Annotated in this window: 16 protein-coding genes; 8 read left to right on the plus strand and 8 right to left on the minus strand. The window is 58.2% G+C overall.

Annotated elements, in window-relative coordinates; genetic code table 11:
• The first annotated feature begins 6 nt into the window (after positions 1-6).
• The 3 genes from VRY85_RS08225 (at position 7) to cueR (ending at position 4270) form a co-directional block, all read left to right on the plus strand.
• Entirely contained in the window at positions 7-1188 is a 1182-nt protein-coding gene (locus tag VRY85_RS08225) for a CaiB/BaiF CoA transferase family protein (RefSeq protein WP_414598106.1), read from the plus strand.
• Positions 1189-1355: 167 nt separating this feature from the next.
• Positions 1356-3842 (plus strand): heavy metal translocating P-type ATPase, encoded by a 2487-nt coding sequence (locus VRY85_RS08230; RefSeq protein ID WP_414598107.1) that lies wholly within the window; start codon positions 1356-1358, stop codon positions 3840-3842.
• Positions 3842-4270: a Cu(I)-responsive transcriptional regulator gene (gene cueR / locus VRY85_RS08235; protein WP_414598249.1), complete on the plus strand. Its 429-nt coding sequence runs from the start codon at positions 3842-3844 to the stop codon at positions 4268-4270. Before VRY85_RS08230 ends, cueR begins: the two co-directional genes overlap by 1 nt.
• A 114-nt stretch (positions 4271-4384) precedes the next feature.
• Here cueR and VRY85_RS08240 read toward each other — a convergent pair whose 3' ends face one another.
• From VRY85_RS08240 to VRY85_RS08270, 7 genes are all read right to left on the minus strand, one after another.
• Positions 4385-4579 carry a heavy-metal-associated domain-containing protein gene (locus VRY85_RS08240; protein ID WP_414598108.1) on the minus strand — a complete coding sequence of 65 codons (195 nt, stop codon included), beginning with the start codon at positions 4577-4579 and terminating at the stop codon, positions 4385-4387.
• 62 nt (positions 4580-4641) lie between these two features.
• Positions 4642-5517 carry a nucleoside recognition domain-containing protein gene (locus VRY85_RS08245; protein WP_414598109.1) on the minus strand — a complete coding sequence of 292 codons (876 nt, stop codon included), beginning with the start codon at positions 5515-5517 and terminating at the stop codon, positions 4642-4644.
• Positions 5518-5678: 161 nt separating this feature from the next.
• Positions 5679-6395, minus strand: coding sequence for a YggS family pyridoxal phosphate-dependent enzyme (locus VRY85_RS08250; protein WP_414598110.1), 717 nt, complete (start codon positions 6393-6395; stop codon positions 5679-5681).
• On the minus strand, positions 6392-7417 hold the full coding sequence (locus VRY85_RS08255; protein ID WP_414598111.1) for an LLM class flavin-dependent oxidoreductase: 1026 nt from the start codon (positions 7415-7417) through the stop codon (positions 6392-6394). Before VRY85_RS08255 ends, VRY85_RS08250 begins: the two co-directional genes overlap by 4 nt.
• 69 nt (positions 7418-7486) lie before the next feature.
• On the minus strand, positions 7487-8248 hold the full coding sequence (locus VRY85_RS08260; RefSeq protein ID WP_414598112.1) for an alpha/beta hydrolase family protein: 762 nt from the start codon (positions 8246-8248) through the stop codon (positions 7487-7489).
• Positions 8232-9362: a DUF3182 family protein gene (locus tag VRY85_RS08265; RefSeq protein WP_414598113.1), complete on the minus strand. Its 1131-nt coding sequence runs from the start codon at positions 9360-9362 to the stop codon at positions 8232-8234. Before VRY85_RS08265 ends, VRY85_RS08260 begins: the two co-directional genes overlap by 17 nt.
• Before the next feature lie 76 nt (positions 9363-9438).
• The gene (locus VRY85_RS08270) at positions 9439-10107 is read right to left on the minus strand and encodes a PRC-barrel domain-containing protein (protein WP_414598114.1); all 669 of its coding nucleotides are present in this window, start codon (positions 10105-10107) and stop codon (positions 9439-9441) included.
• A gap of 178 nt (positions 10108-10285) precedes the next feature.
• Between VRY85_RS08270 and VRY85_RS08275 the strand changes: the two genes are divergently transcribed.
• The 4 genes from VRY85_RS08275 to VRY85_RS08290 all read left to right on the plus strand — a co-directional run bounded on the left by VRY85_RS08275 (position 10286) and on the right by VRY85_RS08290 (position 12732).
• Positions 10286-10501, plus strand: a complete 216-nt coding sequence (locus VRY85_RS08275) for a glycine zipper 2TM domain-containing protein (RefSeq protein ID WP_414598115.1) — start codon at positions 10286-10288, stop codon at positions 10499-10501.
• 85 nt (positions 10502-10586) lie between these two features.
• Positions 10587-10733 (plus strand): lmo0937 family membrane protein, encoded by a 147-nt coding sequence (locus tag VRY85_RS08280; RefSeq protein ID WP_414598116.1) that lies wholly within the window; start codon positions 10587-10589, stop codon positions 10731-10733.
• 114 nt (positions 10734-10847) lie between these two features.
• A complete protein-coding gene (locus tag VRY85_RS08285) occupies positions 10848-11663 on the plus strand; it encodes a mechanosensitive ion channel family protein (RefSeq protein ID WP_414598117.1) in 816 nt (271 codons plus the stop codon).
• 82 nt (positions 11664-11745) lie between these two features.
• The gene (locus VRY85_RS08290) at positions 11746-12732 is read left to right on the plus strand and encodes a Bug family tripartite tricarboxylate transporter substrate binding protein (protein ID WP_414598118.1); all 987 of its coding nucleotides are present in this window, start codon (positions 11746-11748) and stop codon (positions 12730-12732) included.
• On the opposite strand, the gene VRY85_RS08295 is transcribed toward VRY85_RS08290, so the two are convergent.
• The gene (locus VRY85_RS08295) at positions 12729-13553 is read right to left on the minus strand and encodes an RNA methyltransferase (protein ID WP_414598119.1); all 825 of its coding nucleotides are present in this window, start codon (positions 13551-13553) and stop codon (positions 12729-12731) included. The genes VRY85_RS08290 and VRY85_RS08295 overlap by 4 nt on opposite strands.
• Positions 13554-13592: 39 nt before the next feature.
• Here VRY85_RS08295 and VRY85_RS08300 point away from each other — a divergent pair, with 39 nt between their 5' ends.
• Entirely contained in the window at positions 13593-14378 is a 786-nt protein-coding gene (locus VRY85_RS08300; protein WP_414598120.1) for an inositol monophosphatase family protein, read from the plus strand.
• Position 14379: the final 1 nt, after the last annotated feature.

The following is a 14379-nucleotide window of genomic DNA, read 5'->3' on the forward strand; positions in this document are numbered from 1 at the left end:
TACGCTATGTCTCGTCCTCTCGACGGCATTACCGTCATTACGCTTGAGCATGCTATTGCAGCGCCATTCTGCACCCGCCAGCTGGCGGATCTCGGTGCGCGGGTGATCAAGGTTGAGCGTCCGGGTACAGGCGACTTTGCCCGGGGCTACGATGAGCGGGTGCAAGGGATGTCCTCGCACTTTGTCTGGACCAACCGATCTAAGGAAAGCCTGACGCTCGACGTCAAAAACCCGGAAGCCAAAAAGGTGCTGGCCAAGTTGCTTGAAGAAGCGGATGTGCTGGTGCAAAACCTGGCTCCCGGCGCGGCTGCGCGGCTGGGCTTGTCTTTTGAAGAGTTGCACCCCAAGCACCCGGGCCTCATCGTGTGCGATATTTCCGGCTATGGCGACGATGGCCCCTACCGCGATAAAAAAGCTTACGACCTGCTGATTCAAAGCGAATCAGGCTTTCTATCGGTGACGGGCACCAAGGATGAACCCGCCAAGGCGGGTTGCTCGATTGCCGATATCTCGGCGGGCATGTATGCCTACAGCAGCATTCTTGCCGCACTGGTGAAACGCGGCAAGACCGGTAAAGGCACACGTATTGATGTGTCTATGCTGGAAAGCATGGTGGAATGGATGGGGTTCCCGATGTACTACGCTTTCGAAGGGGCGACACCGCCTCCGCGAGCGGGTGCGGCTCACGCCACCATTTACCCCTATGGCCCGTTCCCTGCAGGCGATGGCGCTTCCATCATGCTGGGCCTGCAAAACGAGCGCGAGTGGGCATCGTTCTGCAAAAGCGTGTTGCAACGCCCTGAGCTGTTGGAGGATGAACGCTTCACCTCCAACTCGCGCAGGGTGGAGAACCGCGAAGCCTTACGCGCCATCATCGTGGAATCGTTTGCTGATCTGACTGCCGATCAAGTCTTGCAGCGGCTTGATGATGCGCCTATCGCTAATGCGCGAGTCAACGACATGCACGATGTCTGGAATCACCCGCAACTGAAGGCACGCAACCGTTGGACGGAAATCACCACCCCCAGCGGCACGGTTCCTGCACTGCTGCCTCCGGGCACCAGCAACGACTTTACCCCGCGCATGGACGGTGTGCCGGGGCTGGGTCAGCACACCGAGGCCATTTTGCAAGAACTGGGTTGGTCGCCCGATGCCATCGCTGCCTTGCGTAGCGAAGGCGCAATCTAAGCACGCGCTCAGCTTTCTTGCTGCACAGCACTTTCGGGGACGCCGCCGCAGGCGTTACCTGAAAGTGCTGTTTTTCGTTTAAGGGTGCTGGGCTCTTGACCTTCCCATCATGGAAAGGTTTATTCTCAAGGCTCGCTGACAACTCGACCCACTTCCAGGAGCCGACCATGACGTCCGGGCAAAGCGCCACCCCCGCTCACTTCGCTGAGTCTGTATCCATTCCCATAGAAGGCATGACCTGCGCTTCTTGCGTGGGCCGTGTCGAAGCCGCTTTGCGTAAAGTGGAAGGCGTGGGGGAAGTGGTGGTCAACCTCGCCACAGAACGGGCCGATTTGCAGGTTGCCCCCGGCACCCGCCGTCAGCTGCTGATTGATGCCATAGAGAAAACAGGCTTTGATGTGCCCGCCAGTACGGTGGAGCTGGATATTGAGGGCATGACTTGCGCTTCTTGCGTTGGCAGAGTGGAAGCCGCCCTGCGCAAGGTAGAAGGGGTAAGCGATGTCACAGTCAACCTCACTACGGAACGAGCAACCGTTCATGGTGTAGCGGATTCCGCCACGCTCGTGGCTGCGGTGGAGAAGACAGGGTTCGACGCTAAGCCGGTCGATGCCACGGCGAGCACGGATATGCTCGATGTTGTGGCTAAGAAGGATGTCGAGCGGGGGGAGCTGAAACGCGATTTCTTTCTGGCGCTGGCGTTGGCCTTGCCGGTGTTTATTCTGGAAATGGGTTCCCATATGGTGCCGGGCGTTCACGCTCTCATTGAGCGCACCATCGGCGTGCAAACCAGTTGGCTGCTGCAGTTCGTCCTCACCACCTTGGTGTTGATATTCCCAGGGCGCCGTTTCTACCAGAAGGGGTTGCCCGCCTTGTTCCGCCTGGCACCGGATATGAACTCCCTGGTGGCCGTGGGTACGCTGGCGGCCTATGGCTATTCTTTGGTCGCCACCTTTGCACCCGGTTTATTGCCGGCCGGCACGGTGAATGTCTACTACGAGGCCGCTGCCGTCATCGTCGCCCTGATTCTACTTGGCCGGTTTCTTGAAGCGCGCGCCAAGGGCCGCACCTCAGCCGCGATTCAGCGTCTGGTGGGTTTGCAGGCCAAGACAGCCCGGGTCAGGCGTGATGGCGCTGTCGTGGAAATTCCTATCGCGGATGTTGTGGCGGGCGATCTGATCGATGTGCGGCCAGGGGAGCGTGTACCCGTCGATGGCGAAGTCACGGAAGGCGAAAGCTATGTCGATGAATCCATGATTTCGGGTGAACCGGTGCCGGTGGCCAAGGCGGCAGGGGCCGAAGTGGTGGGAGGCACGGTGAATCAGACGGGTGCTTTTACCTTCCGTGCGACGGCGGTCGGCGGCCAGACGGTGCTGGCGCAGATCATCCGCATGGTGGAACAGGCGCAAGGTTCCAAGCTGCCGATTCAGGCCATGGTGGACAAGGTCACCATGTGGTTTGTGCCGGCCGTGATGCTGGCCGCTTTGCTGACATTTCTGGTGTGGCTGATATGGGGCCCCAGCCCGGCGCTGACATTTGCGCTGGTGAACGCGGTATCGGTGTTAATTATCGCCTGCCCATGCGCCATGGGGCTGGCCACGCCGACATCCATTATGGTGGGTACGGGGCGCGCTGCGGAAATGGGCGTATTGTTTCGTAAGGGCGAAGCGCTGCAACGTTTGCGTGACGCACAAGTGGTGGCGGTGGACAAAACCGGTACGCTGACTGAAGGCCGCCCTGAGCTCACCGATCTCGACGTAACGCAAGGGTTTGAACGTGCCGAAGTTCTAGCACGTATTGCTGCGGTAGAAGCGCGTTCCGAGCACCCCATTGCCCGTGCGATTGTGCAGGCCGCCCAGTCCGAAGGCTTGGAAATCCCTGAAGTCATCGACTTCGAATCCATCACGGGTTTTGGCGTACGGGCGCAGGTGCAGGGTGAACGCATTGAAGTCGGCGCTGACCGCTATATGCGAGAACTGGGGCTGGATGTCTCGCCTTTTGCTTCAACGGCGCACCGCTTGGGTGAGGAAGGGAAGTCGCCGTTGTATGCTGCCATTGGCGGGCGGTTGGCGGCTATCGTGGCAGTGGCAGACCCCATCAAGGAAAGCACGCCGGCTGCCATCGCTGCCTTGCACGCTCTTGGCCTGAAGGTAGCCATGATTACCGGCGATAACCAGCGCACGGCGCAGGCCATCGCCAAGCGGCTGGGCATTGACGAAGTCGTGGCAGAAGTTTTGCCAGGCGGCAAGGTGGATGCGGTGCGCCGATTGCGGGGTGAGCATGGTGCAGTGGCCTTTGTGGGTGATGGCATTAACGATGCGCCCGCCCTGGCAGAATCCGACGTAGGGTTGGCCATTGGAACCGGAACGGATATCGCCATCGAGGCTGCCGATGTGGTGCTGATGTCCGGCAACCTGCAAGGTGTGCCCAACGCCATCGCGCTGTCGCGTGCCACCATTGGTAATATCCGCCAGAACCTGTTTTGGGCCTTTGTGTACAACACAGCGCTGATTCCAGTGGCAGCAGGGGTGCTTTATCCAGCGTGGGGCGTGCTGCTTTCACCTATTTTTGCGGCCGGTGCCATGGCGCTTTCCAGCGTATTTGTACTGGGCAATGCATTACGGCTGCGTCGCTTTGAAACGCAAGGGGCAGCATGATGAATATTGGGCAAGCCGCCAAGGCTACCGGCGTTTCGGCCAAGATGATCCGCTATTACGAGGATATTGGCCTGATCCCGCCTGTTGCGCGCACCTCGTCGGGCTATCGCACCTATTCCAATAGTGATTTGCATCGGCTGAATTTTGTGCGCCAGGCGCGTGACCTGGGGTTCTCAGTCAAGGAAATTGGCGATCTGCTGAGTTTGTGGAGCGATCGTTCGCGCCATAGCGCTGATGTGAAGCGCATTGCGCAAAAACATATCAGTGAACTGCGCCAAAAAATTGCGGAACTTAATGAGATGGTAGAGAGCCTGCAAACGCTGGTGGATTGCTGCGCGGGCGATGACAGGCCTGAGTGCCCAATTCTAGAGCGGTTGGAGCGACCAGACGGCGGGGAGGCCGCGCCACACCATTGTGCGGGTGGCTGAGTCGCGTTGGTAGGTGGTTTACTTATTTTGTAGCCACCAAGCAATAAAAAATGCCGCTCATTCAAACCGATGAGCGGCATTGGCAATTTTTAGGTGAGGCGCCTGCTGGGTAGCTTAGGCCGCCTTGGGTGGGAAACCCGCCTCGGTCAGCGCTGCTTCGATCTGTTCGCGGCTTGCGCTGGTGTTGACTTCTACCTTGCGGGAAGGTGGGTCAGCGTTAATTTCCGCCTGAGGGTCAACTGACTGAATGGCCTTAGTGACGCCGCGAACGCAGCCGCCGCAAACCATGTCTTCAAGGTGAAACTGCATGTTGTGCTCCTGAGAGAGGGAAATGCCCACAGAATAAACCTTCCTACTATGGCAAGGTCAAGTTATTGCTGGGGCGCTGGCGCGGGCCGGGCCAGGCGGGCAATCAGGGCGGTGACGACGATGGCGAAGATGAGCCGCGCCCAGAGTATCGCGCCTAAATCGGCGCCCATTAGCAGGATGAGCAAGGTGTCTTCAATCACACTGTGGCACAGGCCTAAAAATGCCATGGTCAGGAAGATGTCACGGCGTGAAAGCTGGCCTGTGCGCGCTTCACGAATCAGCAGCCCCGCGCCGATACTGATGCCAAGTGTGAAGCCAATAATGGTGACATTGCTGGCTTCACGACCGATGCCTATAAAACGCAGCAGGGGCGACAGCAATCGGTGCATCAGCCGCTCGATTCCGAGTGCTTTGAGCACACGTAACAACGCCATAAGCGCCAGAATAATAAAGAAGATCGTAACCAGCGCTTTGAGCTGGCTGATGGCCCAGGCTGCGAGCGAAGGGTCGGAGGCATCAGGGCGCCACAACATGATGGCGGGTTCCTGCAGGCTGTGGGTGGTGGAATAATAAAAATGTAGCAGGCTGCCTAGCGTGAGTGCGCCGCCCAGTCGGATGAGCAAAGTGGCTGCCCAGGGGACGCCGGTGGCCTTGGCCACGGCCCCTTCCACGGGGAGAGAGTGGGCGACAAGAATCATGGTGCCCAATACGCTTACCTGTGCAACTGAGAGGGGCGCGTTAAGGCTCAGGTCTGCAAAAATGGCCAGCCCGGTGTAGATGCTGGTCAGCATGGCGGCAGCCCAAACGATGCCCACTTCGGCCGGCAACCCCACCAGACGCATGACGGGTTCCAGAACCCCGGCTAGTAGCTGGGTGCCTCCCACCATGTCCAGCCCTTTCACAATAATCAGGGCGGGCACCATCAGCCGAATCAGCATGAAGTAGGCCGAAAAGGCATCATGAAAGAACCGCTTGATGGGGGCGGCTGTTATAGCGAAACGGGACACAGGCGTGGGGGAGCAGAAAGCATTCAGTGGCAGCGCGACAGGCAGGCTGCCGCGCCGGCTGGGTTTTCAGCGTTCAGCTTCTGTGGGAACGCTTAGATTGAAGTATAGCTGCGATCCCCGAATATGGCGGAACCGATGCGTACTTCGGTCGACCCTTCGGCAATGGCAAGATCATAGTCACCGCTCATGCCCATGGAGAGGCGCTCAAGGCTGATGCCTGGCAGGGCTTTCTCGCGCATGGTATCGCGCAGTTCGCGCAGGCGTCGGAAGCAGGCGCGTACCGCATCGCGGTCGGGGTCGTTCACGGCCATAGTCATCAAACCTTGCACGCGCAGGCTGGGCGCTTCGCGGGCAAGGAACGCCAGAAAATCTTCCAGTTCAACGGGGTCCAGGCCAAACTTGCTGGGTTCGGTGGATGTTTTGACCTGTACTAATGCATCTAGGCTGCGGCCTTCCAACTGTAGCCGCCGCTCCAGAGCCTGGGCGAGTTCGGGGCGATCCAGAGACTGAATTTCATGCGCGTAGCGAGCAATGTCGCGTGCCTTGTTGGTTTGCAGGTGCCCAATCATCACCCATTGGGCGCCAGAGCCAGCCAGTTCCTTGGATTTATCCCGAATATCCTGAGCTTTGTTTTCGCCAAAACGCTGCATTCCTGCTGCCATGGCTTCCTGCACTGCGTCGGTGCCAAAGGTTTTGCTGACAGGCAAAAGTGTCACGCTGCCTGCGGGCCGGCCGGCAGCAAGGGTCAGCGCTTCAATGCGTTCTTTTACCTGAGCAAGGCGGGTGGAAATCGAGCTGGGTGAAGTCATGATGCAGTTTCGGCGCCTTGTGCGCCCGAGGGTGTGTTCAGGGTGTCCTTAATGCTGGCGACGATTTCATAAGAACGCAGCCGGGCCTGATGTTCAAACATATTAGTGGTGATGATGAGCTCATCGGCGCCGGTGCGAGCAATGAACTGGCGCATTGTGTGGCTGACGGTCGTCGCATTGCCAATGGCGGTGCACGACAATACGGTGTCAAGCATGGCGCGCGCGGAGGGGCTCAGAGAGGCAGTGTAGTCGGGCACGGGCGGCGGCAGTTGGATCGGCTGGCCGGTGCGCAGGCTGACAAACGATTGTTGCCACGAAGAAGCCAGAAAATGGGCGTCGTCATCGGAGTCTGCGGCAAAAACGTTGTAGCCCAGCATGACGTAGGGCTCTGCCAAGTGTTCGGAAGGGCGGAAGTTGTTGCGGTAGGTCTCGATGGCTTGCATCAACATTTGCGGGGCAAAATGCGAAGCAAAGGAATAGGGCAGGCCCAGGTAGGCTGCCAGTTGTGCGCCGAACAAGCTGGAACCCAGTATCCAGAATTCCGGGGACAAGCCCTTGCCGGGCACTGCCGTAACGGGCAGACGTGAATTCGGCGAGAAATACTCCATCAGCTCAAGTACGTCTTGAGGGAAGGCTTCTGGATCGGTGTCCAGGTGGCGACGCAAGGCTCGCGCGACCACTTGGTCGGAACCAGGGGCACGGCCCAGGCCCAAATCGATGCGCCCTGGGTAAAGAGATTCCAGCGTCCCGAATTGCTCGGCGATGATGAGAGGCGAATGGTTGGGCAGCATAATGCCGCCCGCGCCGACTCGTATGGTCGATGTACCACCGGCAATATGGCCGATCAGCACCGACGTGGCCGCGCTGGCAATGCCGGGCATGCCGTGATGTTCCGCCAGCCAGAAGCGCTTAAAGCCCAAGGCCTCCACGTGGCGAGCTAATGACAGGCTGTTGCGAAAGGAAGTCGCCGCATCGCTGCCTTGTGCGATGGGCGCAAGGTCGAGAACAGAAAGTGTAGTCATGCCAAGATAGTACAACGCGGGCCGCGATTCGCGAACGAGGATTGGTGCTTCCCAGGAAGGGGGCCGGAGTCACTGGAAGTTGCGGTAGGTGCGTCCCACCCGTGCGCCCACCACCATCTCCGTCACCCAGCTCACAAGTATCGAGGTGTAGGCCTGTTGGCAGGCTTTATCGGTCAGGCCGTGGTCGGCATTGTCAATCACGCGATGCGTAAGAGAATGCGAATTCTGGAAGGCCGCGCGATAACTCATGATGGTGGCATGCGGCACCAAGTGGTCGTTTTCCGATTCCACCAAAAGCACATCGCCACGAAACTGCAGGCAGGCCCTGAGCGCCCGGTTACTGGTGGCCGGCACAAAACGGCTGCGGTACTGCGCTAGGTCTTTGCGGTCCAGCCGGCGTTTGGGTGTGTCCCATTGTTCGTCCCGGTAGAGGGACGGCACCCTTAACGACAGCCACTGTACGGGGCGCAAAGTGGTGAGAATGGTTGAAAGGTAAGCGCCGTAACTGGTGCCGACGACGGCGATCGCGCGGGTGTCGATGGCGGGATGGCGGTGGAGGCAATCGTAAGCACTCAGTAAATCTCTGAGGTTATCTTCTCTGGTAACAGTCTGCTGACGTTCTGAGTTTTTAATATGGCCTCTCAGGTCGAAGGTCAGGCAGACACAACCCAAGCCGGCGATCCCGCGGGCGCGGTCCAGGTCACGTTCCTGGCTGCCGCCCCAACCGTGGACGAAGAGGACGCCCGGCACTTTATGGCCTGGCGCCAGAAAAGTGCCCGCCATACGCTCTTCATCAACAAGAATTTCAACCCGGTCACTGCTGGTTCCCATAAGCTTCCACCAATACGTATTTTCTGATCAAGCCAAGATCAGGGTCTTCTCCTGCATAGGTCTCAATGGCGTGCGCTGGAATGACGGCATCCGGGCCGAAAACCTCCAGTGTTTCCGCCCACAGGCTTTGGCATTGTGGGTCGGCTGAAAAAACTTCCAAGGCGGCAATTTCCGCCCGGCTGGCGCCGCCAATCCGCCAGGATTGCTCTAGCACCCCCATGCGCTGGACGCCTTCGGTGTCCACCCCCGCAGCCACGTCATAGTTGCGGCGTGAGGCAAAAAATTCAGGAAAACATTCGTCAGCTGCCGCATCGTAGTGGGCGGCAAGAGCGGCGGCTCGGCGGCAGATATCGTCTAGCGGCAGGTCGTGCAATGCAGCGAACCCGCCTCGCGTGCAGTGCAGGCGCGAGCCGCCGTAAACCGCTTCGCCTGAATTGTCCTGAGTCAGGCGCTGGGTGCCCACGTAGCTGACTGTCAGGCCCGGCAGGCGTACTTGGCCAACGCTGTAAGTGGTCACGTCGTTTAAGTGAGTTTCTAAAACCAGGCCACAGCTTTTCAGGGTGGCCTCATTGTGTTGAGCCAATGCCTCAGTCAGTTGGCTGGCATTACTGACCACTAGTTGGCCGCGCCCCGCCTTGGCGTGCACAGGCTTTATGCGAATGGCGCCGTTAAGTCGCAACAGGTTTTCAGCGGCTTGACGCGCATCGTCATGAGAAAACACCGTGAAACCCGGCAGCGTAACGGCATCGACATGTTTGCTAAAGGTGTTCGACCAACCTTCGGGGCGCATGGCATTCGGGCTAACCAAGCCATGAGTAATTGCTTTCGTCGCGATAAAGGTGTGGGGTGTGTAGCCCCCGAACAGATCCATGTCACTGGCAATGCTCAGCGCGTTTTTCAGCGCGGGCGCCATGATGGTACAGGAAGGCACAACGTAGCAACGTGTGCCGGCATGGCGAGCGTTGTCGAAGGTGCCATCAAAAGGTATGTCCATCATATCGGCTAGCCGCAGCGCGATATCGCGCTGAATCAGCGCTTCGTGTTCGGGGAGATCGCTTCGCGCATCAAATAAAACGACTGCATCGTGTTGGCGAAGTGCAGGGAGGCCGTTCATTATGGTCGGTACCTTCGATTTGATAGTCGTCGGAGCTCGCCCCGCAAGCGGGGGGAGCTCCGTGGCTGAGGTCAAATTAGCGGTCGGTCTTGACTTCTGGCAGAGCTTTCAGCTGTTCCTTGGTGTAGCCGGACAGCAGAATTCGGTCATCACGGCGCTCGAACCTGTCGTAAGGCACGGCGACATCTTTGCTACCCATGCCAAGAAAGCCACCAGCGCCAACCAATAAGTACATGGTCTGACCATCAGACGTGATTACGAGGTCATTGACATCGCCGATTTTTTCGTCGTTTTCATTGAAGACGCTTTTACCAATCAGGTCGTCCTTGGCGCTCCAACCAGTAATGGCTTCGGTAGTGGCTGTAGACGAGTCGGTTCGGGTCTCCATGCCGGGCGCATTCGCGCCGGTTGTCGTGCTGCTGGTTGCTCCGGTAGCCGAGCTTCCCGTTGTGCCAGTCGTAGAACTACCTGTTGCTCCAGTCGTGGAATGGCCTGTCGCTCCAGTTGTAGAACTACCCGTGGCGCCCTGATTGGCGGTCGCAGCGGTACCCGAGCCTGCTGCGTTGGTGCCGTCTGGGCCGACGCCGGTTCCGGGTTCAGGCACTGGGTTTGTCGTCGGTGCGTTGCCATCGGCTGCACGGTTGTTGCCGCTTTCCGCGGTCGTGGAAGTCTGTGCATAAGCACCGCCAAACATCAGAGGCAGGCTGACAGTGAGAGCTGTTACAAGCGTTTTCGTCTTCATCATTAAAACTCCTCATGTAGTTGCATAGGCGAAAACGTCCAAGCAACTGCTGTGCCCAAATGGGGTCTGTCCCGCTTTCAGCTAAATGTCAGAATGGGGTCTGTCCCGGTTTCAGGTGGTTGTCAGAAATGGCGGGCATGGTGATTGCTACGAAAGGCCACGCAACTATCAGGAGCGATGTATGAAAACGGGAAAACGAATTGCTGCAGGTGCTGTGACGGTTGTCCTGCTTGCCAGCCTGACTGCTTGTGGCGGTATGTCGAAGCAAGGGCGTAATACGGCTATAGGTGCAGGGGCGGGCGCAGTCGGTGGGGCAGTCCTGACTGGCGGCAGTACCGCCGGTACGTTGGGTGGGGCTGCAATCGGCGGCATTGTGGGCCATGAGGCCAGCAAATAATTAATCTTCTGGGCATGTGCGGGGGGAGCACAGCATGTTTTGTGCATACCGCATAGCCCTCCAGGTTTATAAGAAAGGAGTAATAATGCTATATACGATTGCCATTATTCTGATTGTCCTGTGGTTGTTGGGGCTGGTGTCTTCCTACACGATCGGCGGGCTTATTCATATCTTGCTGGTGGTTGCCATCATTGTGCTGCTGGTTCGCGTCATCAGTGGCCGCGCGCCATAGCAAATCGCTTTACCGCTTAGCGCCCTGCTCGGGGCGCTACCCGTCGGGCGGCGGTCGGATAGGCGTATGATTCAAAAATTCGTTGTGTTTTGAATCAACGGGAGCTCATCGCCTATGTGGGATTTCCTGCGTCAAGCTTGGGACACACACCCTGTTATCCAGGCTTTCCTCGTCAATTTTCTGGCTGCCATCGTCATTCTGATCGTAGGGTGGGGCGTCTCCGGTTATCTGGGGCGTGTCATCAGGCGTTTGGCAGCAAGCTATCCGCGCATCGACCCGACCATTGTGCCCATGCTGCATATCTCTGCAGTGTGGGCTTTTCGCATTATTGTGATCATTGCCGTCCTGGCGCGTTTTGGTGTCCAGACGGCCAGCCTCATTGCTGTGCTGGGCGCTGCGGGCGTGGCTGTCGGTCTGGCATTGCAAGGCACTTTGCAGAATATTGCAGCGGGCATCATGCTGCTGGCTTTACGCCCACTGCGGGCGGGTGAATATGTGTCGGTGGTGGGAAGAGGGGAAGGCACCGTGGAGGAGGTCAGCCTTTTCATGACACGTTTGCGTCAGGCGGACGGCATTATTGTGCACATGCCAAACAACTTGATCTGGGGAAACACCATTATCAATTTCAGCCGGAATGCCACGCGCCGGTTGGAGATTGCCGTTCAGGTGCCGATGGCCCATAGCCTAGATGCCGCGATAACTGTTTTGCAAAAAATGATAGACGAGCATGCTGATATCCTGAAGCACCCGGCTCCAAGCGTGGCGGTGAAGGCGTTCCATGAAACCTATATCGCAGTTACGATTCAAGTATGGGTGAAGGCCGAGCAGTTTACGGATCTCAAGCTTGATTTGTATCGCAAAGCGCTCAATGCCTTGCGTGAAGCGCAGACCAAAGCCGCGCCAAACCCAGCCTCGACTGAAGCACCGTAGGTTCACCCCATTTGTGTGGGGTTACGTTTTGAATCACTCGTGTTAAAAGATAGAAATAATTAAACCAAGGAGCTGGAAAAAGATGAAAAAACTTAATAAAACAAGCGTTCGCAGCCTCGCAGCGAGCGTGGTGACTGCGGTTTCGTTGCTTGCCGCGCCCGCTGCTTTCGCCGCTTACCCCGATAAACCTATTCGTCTGATTGTGGGCTTTTCAGCAGGAGGCACCACAGACGTGGTGGCCCGTATCGTTGGCAAAGAAGTTGGCGATGCACTGGGCCAACCTGTAGTCGTCGAGAACCGCCCCGGCGCTGGCAGCAATATTGCGGCTGAGATGGTGGCACGCGCCGACCCAGACGGCTACACGCTGCTGATGGTTGCCGTTACTAGCGCAATCAACCACACCCTTTACAAGAATCTGAAGTTCGATCTTGTTGAAGATTTCGACCCCGTGGCTCTGGCGGTGCGTGTGCCTAATGTCCTTGTCGTTCACCCAGACGTCAAAGCCAATAGCGTTAGCGAGTTGGTTGACCTGCTTAAAGCGAATCCCGGTACGCTCAACTTTGCTTCCTCGGGCAGCGGGACATCGATTCACATGGCGGGTGAGCTGTTCAAACTGCGGGCCGGCGTCGATGTTGCCCACATTCCTTACAAGGGCAGTGCCAACGCCGTGACCGATCTTATCGGCGGGCAGGTTGATTACATGTTCGACAACATGCCGTCCGCCTGGCCGCATGTGGAAACGGGTAAGTTGCGCGCACTGGCTGTCACCACGGCTGACCGCTCCAAAACCGCTCCCAACCTGCCCACCATGCAGGAAGAAGGTTTCAGCGATTTCGACGTTTCCTCCTGGTTCGGCGTGATCGGCCCCAAGGGGTTGCCTGAGGATGTCGTAGCCAAGCTCAATAAGGCGATTCGCGACGGCTTAGCCAAGCCGGAAGTGCGTGAACGCCTAGAGGGCCTGGGCGCTGTTCCGGCTGACACCACGCCAGAACAGTTCGGTCAGTTCATCAAGACAGAAGTCGAAACCTGGGGCCCGGTTGTAGAAGCCTCGGGCGCGCAGGTCGATTAAAGCAGGCGCGGTGGGTTTGCTGCGTAGGCGATACGTCCAGCCTTGATCATGGCTGTGCACACGCCTCGCAGCATATCGACTTCATCATTGGTCAGCGCATTACGCGCAAACAGGTGCCGCATTCGCGGCACCAATTTTTTGGGGTGCTTCGGGTCAAGAAATTTCACCCAGGTCAGGGCCTCTTCCCAATGCTCCATCAGCGCGAGTACTCGAGCGCTATCAGCAAGCTCAGCCCCAACATCGCGTTTACCTTCCGTCATGGGAACGGTGGGTGCTCCGGTCGCTGCCAGCAGCGCATAGCGCAACTCCCAGGCGGCCAGTTGTAAGGCCTGAGCGACGTTTAAAGAGCTGTATTCAGGGTTAGCTGGAATGTGACACAGTCGTTGGCACAATGCGATGTCTTCATTGGTCAGCCCGGCGCGTTCCGTGCCCAGCACGATGGCCACACGGCCCTGCGCTCTTTCGCTTAGATGGTCGCGTGCCAGTTCCGCCGTCATGCGGATATCGCAGGCGGGTGGGCCCAGAAAACGCGGCCTGGCGGTGAGGGCGAAGGCCAGCGTCACAGGAGCCAATGCGTCAGCCAAGGTCGGCACGACGCTTGCCGCATCCAGTACATCAGTGGCGCCGCTGGCCATGGAAACGGCCTCGGGTTGTTGCGTGGCGGCAGCGACTTTTGGTGCAACAAGGCAGAGCTCGCCAAAGCCCATGGTCTTGATCGCGCGAGCGGCTGCGCCGATGTTGCCGGGGTGCGATGGGTGCACCATAATGAAGCGGACACGGCTGAAGCTGGTGTCCTGATCGGACTGAGACAGTGAAGTCATCTAAAATACGCGGTTTGCGCTCTAAAAAAACGGATATCTATGCACCCGATGCTTAACACCGCCATTAAGGCGGCACGCCGTGCCGGCACGATTATTAATCGAGCCAGCCTCGATCTCGAACGTCTGCAGGTGGCACGCAAAGGGCCGAAGGATTATGTCACGGAAGTGGACCGCACTGCGGAAGAATCCATTATTGAAGTCCTCAGCACCGCCTACCCCACCCACGCATTTTTAGGGGAAGAAAGCGGCCATGTGGCCGCAGCGGAAGGCCCTGATGTTGAATCACCCGAATACCAGTGGGTGATCGACCCCATCGACGGCACCACCAATTTTATCCATGGTCTGCCTCTTTACGCGATTTCTATTGCCTTGCTGCATCGCGGCCAAGTGGCACATGCCGTGGTCTATGACCCTTCCAGTAACGAGCTCTTCACGGCCAGTCGTGGCAGCGGTGCTTTCTTGAACGATCGCCGCATCCGCGTCAGCGGCCAGCGTCGCTATCACGATGCATTGCTGGGCGCTCACTTGGGCAAATCCACGCCAAGCAGCGACTCTCCATTTTCTAACATGCTCGACGAAGGCGCAGCGGTGCGTCGCCTGGGCAGTACCGTGCTGGCTCTGGCTTATGTGGCTGCCGGCCGCCTGGACGGCTTCTGCGGCGTGAAATTGCAGCCTTGGGATCTCGCCGCAGGCGGCTTGCTGGTGCTTGAGGCAGGCGGCCTGATTTCCGACTTTGAAGGGGAGCAGCTTTGGATGAAAACCGGCAATGTGGTGGCGGCCACGCCGAAAATCTTCCCGCAGATGTTGGGTTATCTGCAAAGCTGAG

Origin of the sequence: Achromobacter sp. F4_2707 (assembly GCF_047501535.1) — a bacterium.
In the GTDB taxonomy this organism is placed as follows: Bacteria; Pseudomonadota; Gammaproteobacteria; order Burkholderiales; family Burkholderiaceae_B; genus Yanghanlia.

Bases quoted from the DNA above. Each gene is read 5' to 3' on its own strand.
- VRY85_RS08225 (WP_414598106.1), top strand. From the start codon at position 7: ATGTCTCGTCCTCTCGACGGCATTACCGTCATTACGCTTGAGCATGCT.
- VRY85_RS08230 (WP_414598107.1), top strand. From the start codon at position 1,356: ATGACGTCCGGGCAAAGCGCCACCCCCGCTCACTTCGCTGAGTCTGTA.
- cueR (WP_414598249.1), top strand. From the start codon at position 3,842: ATGAATATTGGGCAAGCCGCCAAGGCTACCGGCGTTTCGGCCAAGATG.
- VRY85_RS08240 (WP_414598108.1), bottom strand. From the start codon at position 4,579: ATGCAGTTTCACCTTGAAGACATGGTTTGCGGCGGCTGCGTTCGCGGC.
- VRY85_RS08245 (WP_414598109.1), bottom strand. From the start codon at position 5,517: ATGCTGATTCGGCTGATGGTGCCCGCCCTGATTATTGTGAAAGGGCTG.
- VRY85_RS08250 (WP_414598110.1), bottom strand. From the start codon at position 6,395: ATGACTTCACCCAGCTCGATTTCCACCCGCCTTGCTCAGGTAAAAGAA.
- VRY85_RS08255 (WP_414598111.1), bottom strand. From the start codon at position 7,417: ATGACTACACTTTCTGTTCTCGACCTTGCGCCCATCGCACAAGGCAGC.
- VRY85_RS08260 (WP_414598112.1), bottom strand. From the start codon at position 8,248: ATGGGAACCAGCAGTGACCGGGTTGAAATTCTTGTTGATGAAGAGCGT.
- VRY85_RS08265 (WP_414598113.1), bottom strand. From the start codon at position 9,362: ATGAACGGCCTCCCTGCACTTCGCCAACACGATGCAGTCGTTTTATTT.
- VRY85_RS08270 (WP_414598114.1), bottom strand. From the start codon at position 10,107: ATGATGAAGACGAAAACGCTTGTAACAGCTCTCACTGTCAGCCTGCCT.
- VRY85_RS08275 (WP_414598115.1), top strand. From the start codon at position 10,286: ATGAAAACGGGAAAACGAATTGCTGCAGGTGCTGTGACGGTTGTCCTG.
- VRY85_RS08280 (WP_414598116.1), top strand. From the start codon at position 10,587: ATGCTATATACGATTGCCATTATTCTGATTGTCCTGTGGTTGTTGGGG.
- VRY85_RS08285 (WP_414598117.1), top strand. From the start codon at position 10,848: ATGTGGGATTTCCTGCGTCAAGCTTGGGACACACACCCTGTTATCCAG.
- VRY85_RS08290 (WP_414598118.1), top strand. From the start codon at position 11,746: ATGAAAAAACTTAATAAAACAAGCGTTCGCAGCCTCGCAGCGAGCGTG.
- VRY85_RS08295 (WP_414598119.1), bottom strand. From the start codon at position 13,553: ATGACTTCACTGTCTCAGTCCGATCAGGACACCAGCTTCAGCCGTGTC.
- VRY85_RS08300 (WP_414598120.1), top strand. From the start codon at position 13,593: ATGCACCCGATGCTTAACACCGCCATTAAGGCGGCACGCCGTGCCGGC.